The following is a 15,023-nucleotide window of genomic DNA, read 5'->3' on the forward strand; positions in this document are numbered from 1 at the left end:
CTGGGCACCTCGTACTATCGGCGTTTCGCGGACCGGTAGGGCCGCGCTGATTTCTGCGTGGACTGATGACGGCGATCGCTTCGGAGTTGGTTGTTGAGATTGCCGATTTTGGCATCGCGGTGGCGGTTTGCGCCGCCTTCGTCGTCATGCGGGCGCAGTTCGCCCCTGGTGCCATACGGGCGGGTGAGATTGTAGGCGAGATTGGCCATGCCGATCTTGGTCTGGCCCGCCCGATGCCGATCGTGCCCACGAACAAGAACTCGCGAGCAGCGGCTGTGGCGGCGACGTAACCTTCGGCCTTGCCGATCGCTTTACCAGTCGCCTTCGTCTGTACCATCAGACCGGCATATTCGCGCGAGGCATCCAGGTCGCAAGCCAAGACGCGATTTCAAATAAGGGGCCTCTCGCGGCGCCGACAAGGTTTCGGGATTTTCCGCTCCTCGCAGGTCGGTAGTGACTGTTGCATACGTGCAACTCAAGCGCGAAGAGTTATCTCAAGGGCAACACTATTCTTGAATTCGGCGGTCAGAATGCGAGTAATCAGCCAAACTCGCCCGATCGAGTCTTCTCGCTACGGGCCACCAATCAACCTGGGACGCCCCTGTGAGTGCCGATACCATTGCTGGCGCAGTGAGCCGGGAGAGCCTCTCTTTCCCATACCTCCGCATTAAACCCGAGACCACTGTGCCAGCCCAGCGCCCTCCGCCGGCTGGCAGCAAGATGACGGCTGCCAAACGATGGGGCTCCGTGCTCTAAAGATAGAAAATGACGTTTGGCCTACTGCACACCGGGATTTTGCCTGTGATCGCTGCCACAAGCCATCGGTGGTCTTGGTGGTAACGAAACCGCATGCGTATGTTTGCCCGCTGTGTCTAGACGGCGATCCTGCCGAGCAAACTGAGCGTTTTGACTAACATTCTCGGCAAGCTTAGAAGGAGTGGTTCGCTCGATAACAACAAACCCCGAAAATACCTCGCTCATTGTCCGGGCCACGCGCTATCTGGATCGTGGAATTTCGTTTCATGAAGAAAACAGCGGCAGTTTTTAATGAGAGATGAAGTAACCGATCTTTTAACTGAGTTGGCCCTTTGGGCGAATGTGGTGATGAAATCGGAAAGGGGCGATAGAATTAAAATTTGCGCCGCCTACGACGCCGGTCTGCAGCTAATCGCTGAGCGTACTACGCCCGGGTCTCCGCCCCGACCGGGCATTGAAGCTTGCATCCTGCAGCATGAGAAACTGAAGGCTGCCGAAGACATCAGCTGCGTAGGTTGGATACTGGCCGCGATCGCCACGCGTGTTGGGGAACGAGATCTTCCGAAATGGGAGGAAGCTCAGAAGGTCATTGGCGCCACGGTTCGGTTGCTTAGTCGCTACCGTCAAACTCGCGTTCATTGAAGCCATGGCCGCGTCGGCGGAATGGCATTACAATGCTGTCGAGCATTCCCTGTAGCGTTGCACGGACGATGACGCCGGTAATTTACGGCTGTATGAACTGAGTGCCTCCGTCTCCGGCTGCGTCAGAAAACAGGTAAGTCAGTCGTTGTCGGGTTGGAAAAGAGGAAGGTCGCTGGAAAAGCGCGGCCAACCCGCCTTCGCTTGCACACAGCCTGCGTTTTGCCAGCTCCTCAACCGCAACGTGCTGTCAATCTTCGTCTTGCCATGTCTTGAACGCCGAACTGTTCACGCCATTGGCGCCGCTTTGTCATCCCGTGCCCCGAAATGAGGCCGTCGTTCGAACGATATGCGCAGTTGCTTATCCGCCAGAAACCGGCGAGCCAGATCGGTGTCGCGCTTACCCACGCGTGACACCCAGTCCGAAAACAGGCGAACCGCGCGCCGGTTCATATGCCGCGAAGGACAGACCAGCCAGTATCCCGGAAACTCGATGACCTCGAACTCTATCGAGACCGGAACCAGAGAACCTGACACCAGGTCCTCGAATGCGATGGATGTGCTTTCCAGGACCACACCTGCACCGTCCTTCGCCAGTTGAACCGACATTGACGAACGGTCGAAACGATAGGGATACGTCATGCGGGCGCCCTGGATACCGTTGCACGGCAGCCAATAATCCCACCGGAAATAAGCCTTCACACTGTCGATCAACCGCGCATGGCGAAGCTGCTCGCGCGGATCCGGTGAGATCGCGCGCAGTTCGGCAAGATAGGAAGGCGAGCACATCGGCAGGATCAGATCGTTGACGACGCAATCCGAATAAAGGCCGGCCCAGCCGCCGTCGCCATAACGAAGATCGAGATCGATGACCTCCGTTTCGAAATCCGAGAAATTGGGCGTGGCGTCGACGCGCAAATTCCAGCTCGGATAGCCCTTGCTGAACTCGGCCAACCGCGGCGCCAGCCATTTCTCGCCGAAGGAAGGACTGACGCGCAGGCTAAGCTGGAAGCTTTCGCGCTGCCGCACGATGGCATTACGCACCTCGCGTATGGATTCGAAAGCCTGGGTGGTGGTCTGGAAGAGCCGCTCACCGTCGATCGTGAGCGAGAGATGGCGCTTTTCGCGCTGAAAAAGCCGGACCCCGAGTTGGTGTTCGAGCAGCCGCAGCTGCTGGCTGACCGCCGAAGGTGTCACCTGCAATTCCTGCGCGGCCTTTGCCACGCCGCCGAGCCGCGCGACCGCCTCGAAATGCGTCATCGAATTGAACTTGATGTCTGACATCGTCCTCGTCAGTTAAGCTCAGCTACACAGAATATTAAGAAACGAGAATTGAGCCTAATGTCAATCGGTCGCATCATCCTGTGGTCCCGGAAGGAGATACAGGATGGAGCCGAGTTCAACCCAAAGCTTGGGTAGTGCCGGCAATGTGCCGGCAGTTGGACAGGCATCGACCAGGAAGCCCCTGATCGAGGCTTCCAATGTCAAGAAGAACTACGGCGCAACACGGGTCCTTCGGGGCGTGAGTTTTCAGGTCCGGCCTGGCGAAATCCACGCGCTCCTGGGCGGCAACGGCGCCGGCAAAAGCACCCTGATCCGCATCATCACCGGGCTGATCTCACGCGATGCCGGCGATATTAGCTTCGCCTCGTCGAAGGCCGGCCACACCAGCCCGATCATGGCGGTGGTGCATCAGGAGCTGGCGCTATTGCCCGAGCTGTCGGTCGCGGAAAACATCGGCATTGTGCATGCGAGGTCGGGCTGGTCGCAGATCAGCCGTCGCCGCATGCGCGAAACCGCGCTCGGAGCGCTGCGGCTGATTGACCCAGCGATCGGCGAAGAGATCATCGATTTGCCGGCGCGCAAATTGTCCCTCCACGAAGGCCAGATCGTCGAGATCGCTCGTGCCCTTTCCACCGGAGCCGAAGTGCTGCTTCTCGACGAGCCCACGGCCAATCTCACTGCCGGCGAGACTGCCAAACTCTTCTCGGTGCTGAAGCGGTTGGTGCACGAGGAAGGCATCGGCATCGTCTTTGTTTCTCACCGTATGCGGGAAATCCGCGCGCTCTGCGATGTCTGCACGATCTTGCGCGATGGCGTCACGATCGCGAATGCCACGCCGCTTGCATCGCTCAGCGACGCCGAAATCGTCCAGCAGATGGGCCAACACGCGCAGCGTCCGGCAAGGCACCGCAACCCGCAAAAACACCTCCGACAGGGCATACCAGTCGAACTCCTCGGCCCCGGCGACGTCAGGATAGCGATTTCGTCCGGCACCATCCTGGGACTGGCCGGCGCGCCCGCAGGCCCGACCGGCCTCATTGCTCCCCTGGTGGGCGCCGGACCCGGGGCTGGCTGGCGCCTTTCCGGCGAGGGTTTTGCGGACCGCTTCTCGTCTCCAGCGGCAGCGGCGCGGGCCGGTATCGGCTTTGTTTCGGGCGACCGCGCAACCAAGGGGATCCTTTCGCAGCTGCCCATCGTCGATAACGTGCTTGCAGCACGCAGGGTTCGCGAAAGACGGCGGATCGTGGCCGCAGCCGAGCGGCAGGAATGTCACGATCTCGTTTCAGCGCTGAAGTTGAAAGCCAGCTCGATCTGGGACCTGCCGGCCTCGTTGTCCGGCGGCAACCAGCAGAAGCTTCTCGTCGCACGCTGGCTTGGGCTGCCGCTCCGGATGGTGGTGCTGGAAGAGCCGACGCGTGGCGTCGACATCGGCACCAAGCATGACATTTACGGTTTGATCCGGGAGATGGCCGACGCTGGCGCGATCATCATCTGGTGGTCGACCGAGAACGTCGAACTGCTCGAGCTTTGCGACGCCATTTTCGCCTTTGACACCGATGGGCAGCCGAAGGGATTCCTGCCTGAAGAGCACTACACCGAAGACGGGCTCGCCGAACTGACGGGGATGGCGGCATGACCGACGCGAGCAACGGCACCACGACCACCGACAAACTCCGGACCACCAACTCGCGCGTCCCAGCAGTTCTTTTGTCCTACCGAACGGAAGGCGCGATTGCCGCCGCAATCGTCGTCCTGCTGCTGGCCGTCGGCATGTTCGTGCCCGCTGCACTCAGCATGGGCAATGTGCAAAACATCATCCAGGCCGCCGCGCCCCTCATCATCATGTCACTCGGTGTTTTGCTGGTCGTGGTCACCGGCGGCATCGATCTTTCGGTCGGTTCAGTCTTTTCCTTGACCGGTATGGTGACCGCGCTGGCGATGGCCAGTGGCGCCGACGGACTGACCGCCAGTGCTGCCGGCCTGGCCGTCGGCCTTGTCTTCGGCTCGATCAATGGTCTTCTGGTCACGGTCGTTGGGCTCGCGCCTTTCGTCGTCACGCTCATCACCTACGCGGTGGCGGGCAGTCTGGCCTTCATCGTCACGAATGGTCGTTCGATGCCGATCGGCGCGCCGGATTTCTGGCTCCTGAATTCGGGCGAGATCATCCCGGGCGTCCCCAACCATCTTCTGTTCTGCATCATATTGATGATCGCGCTGGAATACGTCCTGCGAAAGGTCGTGCTCGGACGCTGGTTCTATGCCGTCGGCTCGTCGGCAATTGCTGCCCGGCTGCTCGGCATCCCGGTTCTGCGCATCAAGTTTGCCGCCTATGTCGCTTCGGGCCTGCTTGCCTCTTTCGCCGGCCTGTTGACGGTAAGCTACATCCTCAACGCCGAAGCCACGGCCGGCGCCAGCCTGATGCTGCAGGCAATCGCCGCCGTCGTCATTGGCGGGGCCAGCCTCTTTGGCGGAACCGGCAGCGCGATCGGTGCCGTGCTGGGCGCTCTGATGATCACCTGCATCCAGAACGGCGTGAACCTCATCGGCGTGAACAGCTTCTGGCAAGGCTCCGTCACCGGCGCCGCGATCCTGCTCGCGGTTCTGATCGACCGCTTCAGCAGCAAGAACCGACTCTAGATCATCAACGGGAGGAACCAAGATGAAGTTGAAGACCATACTACTTGCAGCATTGGCGGCGGCCGCCTTGTCCAGCGCATCATACGCACAGGACAAAAAGACCGTCGCTTACATCGCCCCGTCGCTGGACACTCCTACTGGCAATGGGTCGGGTACGGCGTGAAGGAGAAGGCCAAGGAACTCGGATTATGTCGAGTACACTTCGGAAAACTCACCCGCCAAGCAGATGGACAATGCGCGGACCGCCGTGACCAAAGGCGTCGCGGCCATCGTGATCGGCCCCGTCAGCTCGACCTCGACACCGCCGCTGCTCGACTATCTAGCGAAGCAGAAAGTGCCGATCGCCTTTGCCGGCATCGGGCCGCAACCGGGCCTCACCAACTATACGTCCTCGGTCACCGCGAACAACTATGAGACCGGCAAGGCGCAGGGGAAATTCACCTGCGAGCTTGCCAAGGAGCGTGGCGGCAACAAGGTTGGCATGCTGTCGCTGCCGCAGGACCGGGAGAATGCACAGAAATACCTCAAGGGCGCCAAGGAGGCGTTTGCCGCCGACGGCTGCGACCTCGTCCAGATGCTGGAAACGCGGGGTCTGACGATCAACGAGGCCGTCACCCAGGCAAACGACCTCTTGACCGCCAATCCCGACATCAAGGCCATCTACGGCATGTATGACGAAGCCGGCACCGGCGCCGCCAAGGTGGTCGAGACCCGGGGCCTCACCGGCAAGATCGGCATCACCGTGGCCGACGGCTCGCCGACCACGATCGCGCTGCTGAAGAAGGGAGCGATCCAGGGCATCTTCTTCCAGGAGGCGGTGGGACAGGGCATCGACGGAACCCAGCAGGTCTACAACGCACTGACGGGCGCACCGGTGACCCAGGACCTGGCCTTGGTCATGCCTCTTGTGACCGCCGACAAGGTCGAGAGTCCTGAGGCCAAGAGGGTCATTGCCCGCGTCTTTCCGCCGAGCAACTGACCGCCACCCAATGGACCCGCCGGCTTGGCCGGCGGGTCCAGACCTCGAGCAAGGAATCCCGACCGTGGCCGAGCTGCCGTTCATCGATCCGCACCATCATTTGTGGGATCTGGAGACCAATTATTATCCGTGGCTGACCGACGGGGTTAAGCCGTCGGCTTTCGGTGACTACGAGGCGATCCGCAAAAGCTACCTTCTCGACGACTACCTGGAAGACGCCAGGAACCAGACCCTGGTGAAATCGGTGCACTTGGACGTAGGGTTCGATCCCAGCGATCCGGTTGGGGAGACGCGCTGGCTGCAGGAGATCGCCAACAAGCGGGGCTTCCCCCACGGCATCGTCGGCTATGCCGACCTGTCCATACCCGATGTCGGCGACCTCCTCGACCGCCACATGGAATATCCGAACTTCCGCGGTATACGGCAGTCGATGAATTACCATCCTGACCCCGCCAAGACCTATCAGTCGCGTCCGGAGGTCAGCCGGACACCCGAATGGCGACGTGGCTTCCGGGAACTGGCGAAGCGCCGGTTGAGCTTCGACTTGCAGCTCTACTATCCGCAGATGGGCGAGTTTCTCGAGCTCGCGCTGGACTTCCCCGACGTCCAGATCATTCTCAATCACACCGGCATGCAGGTCGATGGCCCTGAGCATTTCGATGCTTGGAGAAAAGGCATGCATCAGTTGGCGCAAGCGCCGAACGTCGCCTGCAAGATCTCGGGTCTCGGCATGGGCGACTGGCGATGGACCGCTGCATCGATCCGTCCCTATGTCGAGGAAGCGTTCGGGGCGTTCGGGGTCGGCCGCTGCATGTTCGCGACGAACTTTCCGGTCGACAAGCTGTTTTCGAGCTTCGATGCGATCGTGAACGCCTTCAAGGAGATCACGCGAGGCTACACCCATGAGGAGCGGCTTGCGTTGTTCCACGACAACGCCGCCCGGTTCTACCGACTTTAGATCACCGGCAAAGAGAAATAGCAGGAGAGTTCGACATGTTGCTGAAGGGCAAGGCCGTGGTGATTTCAGGGGCCGCGAGCCCTCGGGGGATAGGCCGCTCCACGGCAACGCTGATGGCGGAGCAAGGCGCGCGCATTGCTATTCTTGACCTCGATGAGCAACAGGCCCGTGACGCCGCCGAGTCGCTTGGGCCCGAGCACATTGGCCTCGCCTGTAACGTCGCCGACCTCGATGCCTGCAAGAGGGCTGCTGCCGAAGTGGCCGAAGCCTTCGGCAAGGTCGACGTGCTGTGCAACATTGCCGGGATCACGCAGCCCGCAAAGACACTGGATATCGGCCCGGCTGACTGGGACCGCATGCTCGATGTCAACCTACGCGGCGTGCTCTATCTCAGCCAGGCATTCATCCCGAACATGCGCGAAAATGGCGGTGGCTCGATCATCTGCATGTCGTCGGTTTCGGCCCAGCGCGGCGGCGGCATCTTCGGTGGCCCGCACTATTCGGCTGCCAAGGCGGGTGTTCTGGGGCTTGCCAAGGCCATGGCGCGCGAATTCGGTCCCGAAGGCATCCGCGTCAACTGTGTCACACCGGGCCTGATCCAGACCGACATCACCGGCGGCAAACTGACCGAAGCCATGCGCGCCGACATCATCAAGGGAATCCCGCTCAGCCGGCTGGGGGATGCGCGCGACGTCGCTGGCGCCTATCTCTTTTTGGCGTCCGATCTGGCCAGCTACATCACCGGCGCCGTGATCGACGTCAACGGTGGGATGCTGATCCATGGCTGAGAGGATAACGGATCTTGAGATGCCTCGCGCTGGCAGCAATGTCAGCCTGGCCGAACGAGCCTATCGTATCCGCCGACATGCCGTGCGAATGGGCCAAGTCCAGGGCCAAGGTTATGTCGGACAGGCGCTGGGTGTCGCCGACGTGCTTGCCGTCGCCTATTTCCATGCGCTTCGCTACCGGCCGGAGGACACGTTGTGGGAGGGACGCGACCGCTTCCTGCTGTCGATCGGACACTATGCGATCGCGCTCTACGCGGCTCTGATCGAAGCGGGCGTGCTGCCGGAGGAAGAGCTCGAAACCTATGGCAGCGATGAAAGCCGTATGCCGATGTCGGGCATGGCGCCATACACGCCCGGCATGGAGATCACCGGCGGCTCGCTCGGTCACGGCCTTGGCATTGCCGTTGGCATGTGCATGGGGCTGACGCGCAAGCGAAGCGACAGTTTCGTCTACAATCTTTTGTCCGACGGCGAGCTCGGTGAGGGCTCGACCTGGGAAGCCGCGATGTCGGCCGCCCACCACAAGCTCGACAATCTCATTGCCATTGTCGACTTCAACAATCAGCAGGCCGATGGTCCGTCGACGGCCATGCTCTCCTCCGAACCGGTGACCGACAAGTTCGAGGCGTTCGGCTGGCATGCGCAGCGCGTCGACGGCAACGACATCGAGGCGGTCCGCAAGGCCTTCGACCTGGCGCGCGGCCTGAAGGAACCTCGTCCGCGTGTGATCGTTTGCGATACGCGCATGGCCAAGGGTGTGCCATTCCTGGAAACCCGCGACATCACGCATTTCATCCGCGTCGAACCGCATGAATGGGCGCTGGCGCTCGAAGCTTTGGAAAAGGGACGTCCGCGTTGAGGTTGTCAAAATTCGCGCCGCGCCACGCCGCCAATGCCGGTGAGCGCAAGACCACATCGGCGATGATCGCGTCGATCGCGCCCGATGGCGTACCGACACGCAATGCGCCGTTCGGGCACACACTGGCCAGACTGGCGCACCAGCGGCCCGGGATAGTTGGCCTGACGGCGGACCTCGCGAAATACACCGATCTCCATGTCTTCGCACAGGAGCATCCGGACCGCTTCTATCAGATGGGCATGGCGGAGCAGGTGCTGATGAGCGCCGCCGCCGGCCTGGCGCGGGAGGGCTTCACGCCTTTCGCGACGACCTATGCCGTCTTCGCATCGCGACGTGCCTACGATTTCATCTGCATGGCGATCGCCGAGGAGAAACTCAATGTGAAGATCGTCTGCGCCTTACCGGGGCTGACGACCGGCTACGGCCCCAGCCACCAGGCGACGGAGGACATCGCGATCTTCCGCGGGATGCCGAACCTGACGATCATCGACCCTTGCGACGCGCTCGACATCGAACAGGCCACGGAGGCGATCGCGGACTACAACGGGCCGGTCTACATGCGGCTTTTGCGCGGCAAGGTCCCTGTCGTGCTCGACGAGTACGATTACACATTCCAAATCGGCAAGGCACGCCTGTTGCGCGAGGGTGAGGATGTGCTGTTCATTTCAAGCGGCCTGATGACCATGCGCGCGCTGGAGGCGGCGAAGGCGCTTGAAGCCGACAGGATCGGCTGCGCCGTTCTGCACGTTCCGACGATCAAGCCTCTGGACACGAAGACGATACTTGCCGCGGCGCGCCGTCCGGGACGGCTAATGATAGTGACCGAGAACCACACCATCATCGGTGGGCTGGGCGAAGGTGTCGCCGCGCTGCTGATGCGGGAGGGAGTGGGCCCAGTCTTTCGGCAGATCGCCCTGCCGGACGAGTTCCTCGACGCTGGCGCGCTGCCGACGCTTCACGATCGCTACGGGATCTCAACTTCCGAGCTCGTGCGCCGCGTCCGCACTTGGAGCGAGAAGTAAGAGCTCTCCCCATGCAACAGTTGAGCCATCGACTTGAACTGTGAGCTGGCTAACCCCGCCGCGGTTGTCGCGCTCGTCACAGCGTTGTGGACTAAGGACCTGGGCTTCCCTGATGCCTGTCAATCGGGCACATCCTGCGCGGCACTGATTGAGCACCGGCCTCCTGTTCAGATGCGGCTGGACGAGCTGTCTTCCAGTGGTAAGGAGAGAACTTCCTAGGATCTTGAACACACATCGAGGGCATTCGAGGACTTGGTGTCAGGCCCCCTGGTGCCGGTCTCCCGCGAGTTCGACGTAAGCAAGTTTCGGGATGTTGGCTCGTCTGTCCTTCGCGGCATATAGACCGGCGCGCGGCTCGCCTGTTCTCGGAACGGGTGTCACGGCACCGGTTTGGTCGAAGGGTTGGTGGCGCGAAGCGAAAGAAGCTGGCCGCAACTACCTCGCCCGCCAGCAGGGCGACGCCGTCCTGGCCGCCGCCGGCTACAACTTCTCGCTCCTGCTCCGGTGGCGGAAGGCTCTTTTGGGGCTACTCATCGCCGCCCTCAAAAGTCAGCCGAAGGAGCTCGAAGCCTGACGGCCGATTACGGACATCTGCTGTTCGAGCAGGCAATCCCGAGCGACAACGGTGTCGTTGACGAACTGCGGCCTCATTTCGAGTCCGCCCATCTCGACGCACGGGAAGTGTATCATCGTACATCAGGATCGACTTCCATCCTGCGCCAACGGGCCCAGACTCCGGTACCATGCAGGGGTGGAAAGCTCATCTTCGATCTGGCTCGCGATCCGGCTCGCGTTCGTGAGGTTTCTCTGCGCCACCGGTCGCCGGGCTGAAGCGTCAGGATATCGGCGAAGACGCGGCATCCTTGAGCGTCCAGCTTGGGCGCGAGCCAAAGAGTAAATTCGGACTCGCATCAATGTTACGATCGCAAGCGGTGACACTCGGTCCGCAGGCCCAACTTTGATCAATCGCGGCCGGGCGCCAATTCTTTCACCACAGGTCCGCGCGAGCGCGCGCATGCAGTGCCTCCCAGCATTTGTCGGCCGGCGAGCAACGAATTTGCCCTGCAGTGGATGACATTTAGCTGGCCAATCTGCTTGCGGTGATCGATGCGGGGGCAGCATTGTCGGGGTTTGCACGAAATCCGCGTCGCACTGAGCCGGCATCAGCCGCCCCGATCTCGCCAAGCAACAAGGACAGGCCCCACCTAACCCAAGGCCACCGAAGCGGCACGGACGTTCAGTCGATGTTTACCATTCGCTATTATCTTTCGCGAAGCGGCAAAGTTCTGAGTACCGCGCAAGTCAAAGGGCCTGCTCCACACAATGGGGCGGGCCTTTTTGCGTCACTTAGGAGAACGGACTCCAACGAATTGCCGGTTACCTGAAAAATAGGCCCCAGGCTGTGAAACGTCGTACGTGGCCGGGTTGTTGGTGCATCCGCAATCGGTTGGAAGGCAGGCCCCATTCTCGCGATACTCTGCCAGCGTCAGGGCTGGGCCAGCGGTAGGTTAGGGCGTCACGACCCGCAACATGGCGGCTTCATAGACGAACGAAACACGATTTCGTCCATGTTGTTTCGCTTCAAAAAGGCACCGTCCGGCAGTGCGAAGGACGTCCTGAGCATCTGCATTGGGAGAAATTTCCGCGCCTCCAATGCTGACAGTCACTTTCACGCCATGAGAGCGCGTTTAATTAAGTTGGGGTCAATTCGTGGCAGCAGGGTTCGTGCTATGAAGAAGGGACCGGTTCCCAACCGCGGCGAGGCACTTGCCTTCATCAGTGCCAGTCTCAAAGAACTGCAGGCACTGCGCGGCGGGTCTCGTGTATTGTCGCGTCGACTGACCAGTGCGCTTGATGCGCATGGTGGATGCGGTGGGTTCACCTGGGTGACCGCGAGCCCCATCGATGTTTCCTGGTCCAGGGAACCAAAACCTTTAACCGGTGCGAAGAAAAGGCATGACGTCGGCGCGAAAAAACAGCCGGACGGTTACTCCCTCCGCCAGATGCCGTTGATTTCATTAAACCTTTTGTCGGTATCTTCTTGCGGCCCCAATTTCGGCCCTAACGGACAGACTCGTCAGTGAGTCGTGGGGCTCGGGAACAGGAACTTGTACCCTTCCTTGAGAATCCACCGGGCGCGGGCGAGATGAGTTTCCCAGGCTCGGTGCGCCCGCTTCGGTTCCTTCTCGGGATCGATATGCAGCACAGTCCTGGCAACCACGCGCCAATCCTCGTCGTCATAGGCGGCGTCCAGCAGCCACATATACATGGCGACGCGTTTATTGTCGTATGGGGTGAGGTAGGGCTCGCTTGGCGCTTCGTCCGCGACCTCGGGATCCGGAAGCGGGCTGACCACTACGCCGCCTTCTTCGGGTCGCCGATGACGCGCGCCGGCAGATACGCTGGAGCCGGGGGCGGCAGCAAAAAATTGTTGTCAGCTGCAGTGCTCATGCGCGCAATATACATTGCGAATAGTGCCCATTCAACGCTGCGATCAAGATGGACGCGGCACGAGTCTTGCACGGCGCTCAACACGGCGAAGACCAAAGAAAACCGCGTGCGCTCCCTCGGCCATATCAATCGATTTTATCCGACGTGTCACATCCGCGTGATCTAGCGACACCTAATGAAAGCGGCTAAGGGGGACCGTGGTTTGGGGAAAAATTCTTATGAACAGCCAAAAAGACGCAGAGCGTATCCGTGCCGAAATGTCGATCGCACAGGCGATTTACGACGCCATTTGCGAGATGAACGGATCTTCGTACAGGCAAGACAAAGTACCTTTGCGGTGGGATACTTCGTCAGGCACACCGTTGAGCCTGATGAGTATTGACGGCTTTTTCGAATTGCGGGAACTGGCCCGGCGGATAGCGTCGAAGATCGACACGCCTGCGCTCATCAGTCTCAAAAGCCACACCGCGCAGCCGTCGAAAAAGATTGACTTCCACTAGGGTAGATTTGCCATCGCCGTGAAAAGGTTGCTCGAGATCACGTCGAGGATGGCATCCACCTGGCCCGTGGCGCGGTTGTCGCGCTGGTCGACGCCATCCGCGCCTGCGAGGTCGGTGACGCTTGCGCCGACCCAAGCACGCGCGCATTCTGCCCCGAACCAAAAACTGGGGAGGGCCGAATGTTCGAAATCGGAAGAGATTACCGCATCACCATGATTGTAGCGGTTCCGGGCGACTGGAGCGACGAAACTGGCGTCTGGACGGTCGCGGAAGTTGATGGGACGCTAGTGAAACTCACCAATCCCTACACCCCGGACACGATCATTAACACGGCGTCATGGCATTTCGTCCGCGCCGAGATTGTCTAGGCGCAACTTAGAAGTTGTCGAACAGCCCCGCCGCCATCATGCCGCCGATCAGGTCCTGTCCAAGATTGTTAGGGTGAGTTCCGTCTCCAGGACCCATCCAATGAACGTAGTTGAACTGGTTGATGATGAAGCGGCGGTACAGATCGACCACTGGCACCCTGTTTAGGGCGCAGACCTCAAGCATGGCGTTGGCGTAGTCGATCAGCTGGCTTCCGGCTCCTCCCGCAGTGCCGTCCAGCGTCCGCCATATCGGCGTCGTGAAGATGAGCTTCAGGTTCGGCCGGGCGGTCATGATCGTCTGGATGCCGTAGTTGATGGCTCCCTTGAAGGTCGCCCCGGTTATGTCCGCATTGGTGCCGATGGGGCACGTCGGGCCGGCGCCGGTGAAGTCGTTGGTGCCGAACGAGGGGATCAGGTAATCCAGCAGGCTGTAATCCACCGATGCCATGCGCGCTGCAATCGCTGGAAAGGTGCCTCCGATGAGCGTTGCTGCGGCTATCTGTTGGGAAAAATCACCGGAGGCAATGGCATCGGCCAGCCGGTAAAACGAGAACTTGTCATAGTTCGCAGCATGGTTGGCCATGCGGGTACCGCCGCCGCCGCAGTTGGTGATCGTCATGCCGGTGCGCTGGGCAATCTTGGCGGTCGGCGTGATGCCCGGCCAGATGACACTTTCGATGATGCTATCGCCGAAGTGCGCACCGATCTTGCCGGCGAACTGCGAGGCCGGCACGGAGGCAACGTCCTTGGCCAGTTTGTCAAACCGGCCATGGTTATCGATCAGCCGGCCCGGTGCCTTCTGGATGGCCCAGCCGAGAAGGTAGGCATCCGCGGCCAAGGCCCCTGTCGGAAGGATGCGGAGCTGGTGATTAAGGCCGTAGGTAACGTCGTTCTGGGTGACCACGATGGGCAGCGAAATATACGTCAGGCCATTGACCGTTTTGGTTATCTGAGCGGTCTGGGTCACCCCGGACGACACCGGAATGTATTGGATGAACTGGATGGACTGGGCACTCCCCGCCATGAAGGCGAAGATACACCAGACAGTTTCTCCCACCGTCAACCCTGCTTCGGCTACGGGCGTCTTGATGTCGTGCAGCGTGGCCGGCCGGCAGCTTGATGGCCTGGTGCCGAAGGGCGAGCCTGCCGGCGCGTTGACCAGAACAGGAGGAAACCCGCCAGCCGATGCTCCGATCAGGGGGTTGCCAGCATAGTCGTTGGTGACGCCGCTGGCCGCAATGCGGAAGAACGGGTCGATGTTAAGCTTCGGGTGCGCATCCTCCGCCACCATGGCCGCAGATTGGAGAGCCCCGCCGATGTAGGTCAGGCGTGACTTGGCCTTCTGGACAGCCCAGCCGAGCACGAACAGGCCATTCGCACCGACGCCGGCAGCGATGTTGAGCCGAACCAGCAGGCTCGTGCCAAACGTGACATCGTTCTGGGTCGGCGTGACGGTCAGCCCAACGCTCATGTAGCCCAGCCCGCCCGCCACTGCCGGGTTGACCGTGTTGCTCTCGTTGTGCGCCACCGCGATGCTGCCGATGATCTGAAGGCTTTGTGCGGCGATCAGATCAACGATGATTTCAACGGGTTCACCAACCCGCAGGCCGAGGTCGGCAGCGGACACTTTGAGGTCCAAAAGCGTCGCCCCGACCGACAGAGACAAGGCGCCACGCCTGTCGTTCAATTTTGGCGAGGTGATATTCGGAAACGGCTTCGTGTCGGCGAGGGTGCGGCATCCCGCAAAATAGGAATATATTCCGCATGCCGTTAAGGCAAATA

13 protein-coding genes and 2 pseudogenes are annotated in these 15,023 nt (G+C 60.8%); 12 read left to right on the plus strand and 3 right to left on the minus strand.

Annotation, left to right across the window (positions count from 1 at the left end):
* Positions 1-65 precede the first annotated feature (65 nt).
* Complete coding sequence (locus tag NKH89_RS34525) at positions 66-290, plus strand: hypothetical protein (protein ID WP_023722452.1); 225 nt, start codon at positions 66-68, stop codon at positions 288-290.
* A 1,393-nt stretch (positions 291-1,683) separates the two neighbouring features.
* Here NKH89_RS34525 and NKH89_RS34530 read toward each other — a convergent pair.
* Positions 1,684-2,679, minus strand: coding sequence for a LysR substrate-binding domain-containing protein (locus NKH89_RS34530; protein ID WP_023722450.1), 996 nt, complete (start codon positions 2,677-2,679; stop codon positions 1,684-1,686).
* A gap of 103 nt (positions 2,680-2,782) precedes the next feature.
* Here NKH89_RS34530 and NKH89_RS34535 point away from each other — a divergent pair, with 103 nt between their 5' ends.
* The 9 genes and pseudogenes from NKH89_RS34535 (at position 2,783) to NKH89_RS34575 (ending at position 12,006) form a co-directional block, all read left to right on the plus strand.
* Positions 2,783-4,315, plus strand: a complete 1,533-nt coding sequence (locus tag NKH89_RS34535; protein WP_352593530.1) for an ATP-binding cassette domain-containing protein — start codon at positions 2,783-2,785, stop codon at positions 4,313-4,315.
* The gene (locus NKH89_RS34540) at positions 4,312-5,316 is read left to right on the plus strand and encodes an ABC transporter permease (protein ID WP_352509974.1); all 1,005 of its coding nucleotides are present in this window, start codon (positions 4,312-4,314) and stop codon (positions 5,314-5,316) included. Before NKH89_RS34535 ends, NKH89_RS34540 begins: the two co-directional genes overlap by 4 nt.
* A 22-nt stretch (positions 5,317-5,338) precedes the next feature.
* Positions 5,339-6,295: pseudogene (locus NKH89_RS34545) on the plus strand (substrate-binding domain-containing protein).
* 64 nt (positions 6,296-6,359) lie between these two features.
* Positions 6,360-7,253 (plus strand): amidohydrolase family protein, encoded by an 894-nt coding sequence (locus NKH89_RS34550; RefSeq protein WP_031195132.1) that lies wholly within the window; start codon positions 6,360-6,362, stop codon positions 7,251-7,253.
* Between the two features lie 35 nt (positions 7,254-7,288).
* Positions 7,289-8,041 (plus strand): SDR family NAD(P)-dependent oxidoreductase, encoded by a 753-nt coding sequence (locus tag NKH89_RS34555; protein WP_023722445.1) that lies wholly within the window; start codon positions 7,289-7,291, stop codon positions 8,039-8,041.
* A gap of 19 nt (positions 8,042-8,060) precedes the next feature.
* Positions 8,061-8,900, plus strand: coding sequence for a transketolase (locus tag NKH89_RS34560; RefSeq protein WP_156948304.1), 840 nt, complete (start codon positions 8,061-8,063; stop codon positions 8,898-8,900).
* Complete coding sequence (locus tag NKH89_RS34565) at positions 8,897-9,922, plus strand: transketolase family protein (RefSeq protein ID WP_502896986.1); 1,026 nt, start codon at positions 8,897-8,899, stop codon at positions 9,920-9,922. Before NKH89_RS34560 ends, NKH89_RS34565 begins: the two co-directional genes overlap by 4 nt.
* Positions 9,923-10,352: 430 nt before the next feature.
* Positions 10,353-10,496 (plus strand): annotated as a pseudogene (locus tag NKH89_RS34570) (IS5/IS1182 family transposase); the annotation flags it as partial.
* Positions 10,497-11,490: 994 nt separating this feature from the next.
* Positions 11,491-12,006, plus strand: a complete 516-nt coding sequence (locus NKH89_RS34575; RefSeq protein ID WP_245278754.1) for a hypothetical protein — start codon at positions 11,491-11,493, stop codon at positions 12,004-12,006.
* Here NKH89_RS34575 and NKH89_RS34580 read toward each other — a convergent pair.
* Positions 12,000-12,278, minus strand: a complete 279-nt coding sequence (locus NKH89_RS34580; RefSeq protein ID WP_023722441.1) for a hypothetical protein — start codon at positions 12,276-12,278, stop codon at positions 12,000-12,002. The genes NKH89_RS34575 and NKH89_RS34580 overlap by 7 nt on opposite strands.
* A 313-nt stretch (positions 12,279-12,591) precedes the next feature.
* Here NKH89_RS34580 and NKH89_RS34585 point away from each other — a divergent pair, with 313 nt between their 5' ends.
* Positions 12,592-12,873 carry a hypothetical protein gene (locus NKH89_RS34585; RefSeq protein ID WP_023722439.1) on the plus strand — a complete coding sequence of 94 codons (282 nt, stop codon included), beginning with the start codon at positions 12,592-12,594 and terminating at the stop codon, positions 12,871-12,873.
* A gap of 179 nt (positions 12,874-13,052) precedes the next feature.
* Positions 13,053-13,241 carry a hypothetical protein gene (locus tag NKH89_RS34590; RefSeq protein WP_023722438.1) on the plus strand — a complete coding sequence of 63 codons (189 nt, stop codon included), beginning with the start codon at positions 13,053-13,055 and terminating at the stop codon, positions 13,239-13,241.
* Between the two features lie 7 nt (positions 13,242-13,248).
* Here the strand turns inward: NKH89_RS34590 and NKH89_RS34595 are convergent.
* The coding region (locus NKH89_RS34595; RefSeq protein WP_352711875.1) for an SGNH/GDSL hydrolase family protein at positions 13,249-15,023 on the minus strand (1,775 nt) is incomplete at its 5' end.

It is taken from the genome of Mesorhizobium sp. M0923 (assembly GCF_040319365.1).
Taxonomy (GTDB): Bacteria; Pseudomonadota; Alphaproteobacteria; order Rhizobiales; family Rhizobiaceae; genus Mesorhizobium.

Coding starts and splice junctions, on each gene's coding strand:
- NKH89_RS34560 (WP_156948304.1), top strand. CDS start 8,061: ATGCCTCGCGCTGGCAGCAATGTCAGCCTGGCCGAACGAGCCTATCGT.
- NKH89_RS34525 (WP_023722452.1), top strand. CDS start 66: ATGACGGCGATCGCTTCGGAGTTGGTTGTTGAGATTGCCGATTTTGGC.
- NKH89_RS34585 (WP_023722439.1), top strand. CDS start 12,592: ATGAACAGCCAAAAAGACGCAGAGCGTATCCGTGCCGAAATGTCGATC.
- NKH89_RS34540 (WP_352509974.1), top strand. CDS start 4,312: ATGACCGACGCGAGCAACGGCACCACGACCACCGACAAACTCCGGACC.
- NKH89_RS34555 (WP_023722445.1), top strand. CDS start 7,289: ATGTTGCTGAAGGGCAAGGCCGTGGTGATTTCAGGGGCCGCGAGCCCT.
- NKH89_RS34590 (WP_023722438.1), top strand. CDS start 13,053: ATGTTCGAAATCGGAAGAGATTACCGCATCACCATGATTGTAGCGGTT.
- NKH89_RS34575 (WP_245278754.1), top strand. CDS start 11,491: ATGTTGTTTCGCTTCAAAAAGGCACCGTCCGGCAGTGCGAAGGACGTC.
- NKH89_RS34530 (WP_023722450.1), bottom strand. CDS start 2,679: ATGTCAGACATCAAGTTCAATTCGATGACGCATTTCGAGGCGGTCGCG.
- NKH89_RS34535 (WP_352593530.1), top strand. CDS start 2,783: ATGGAGCCGAGTTCAACCCAAAGCTTGGGTAGTGCCGGCAATGTGCCG.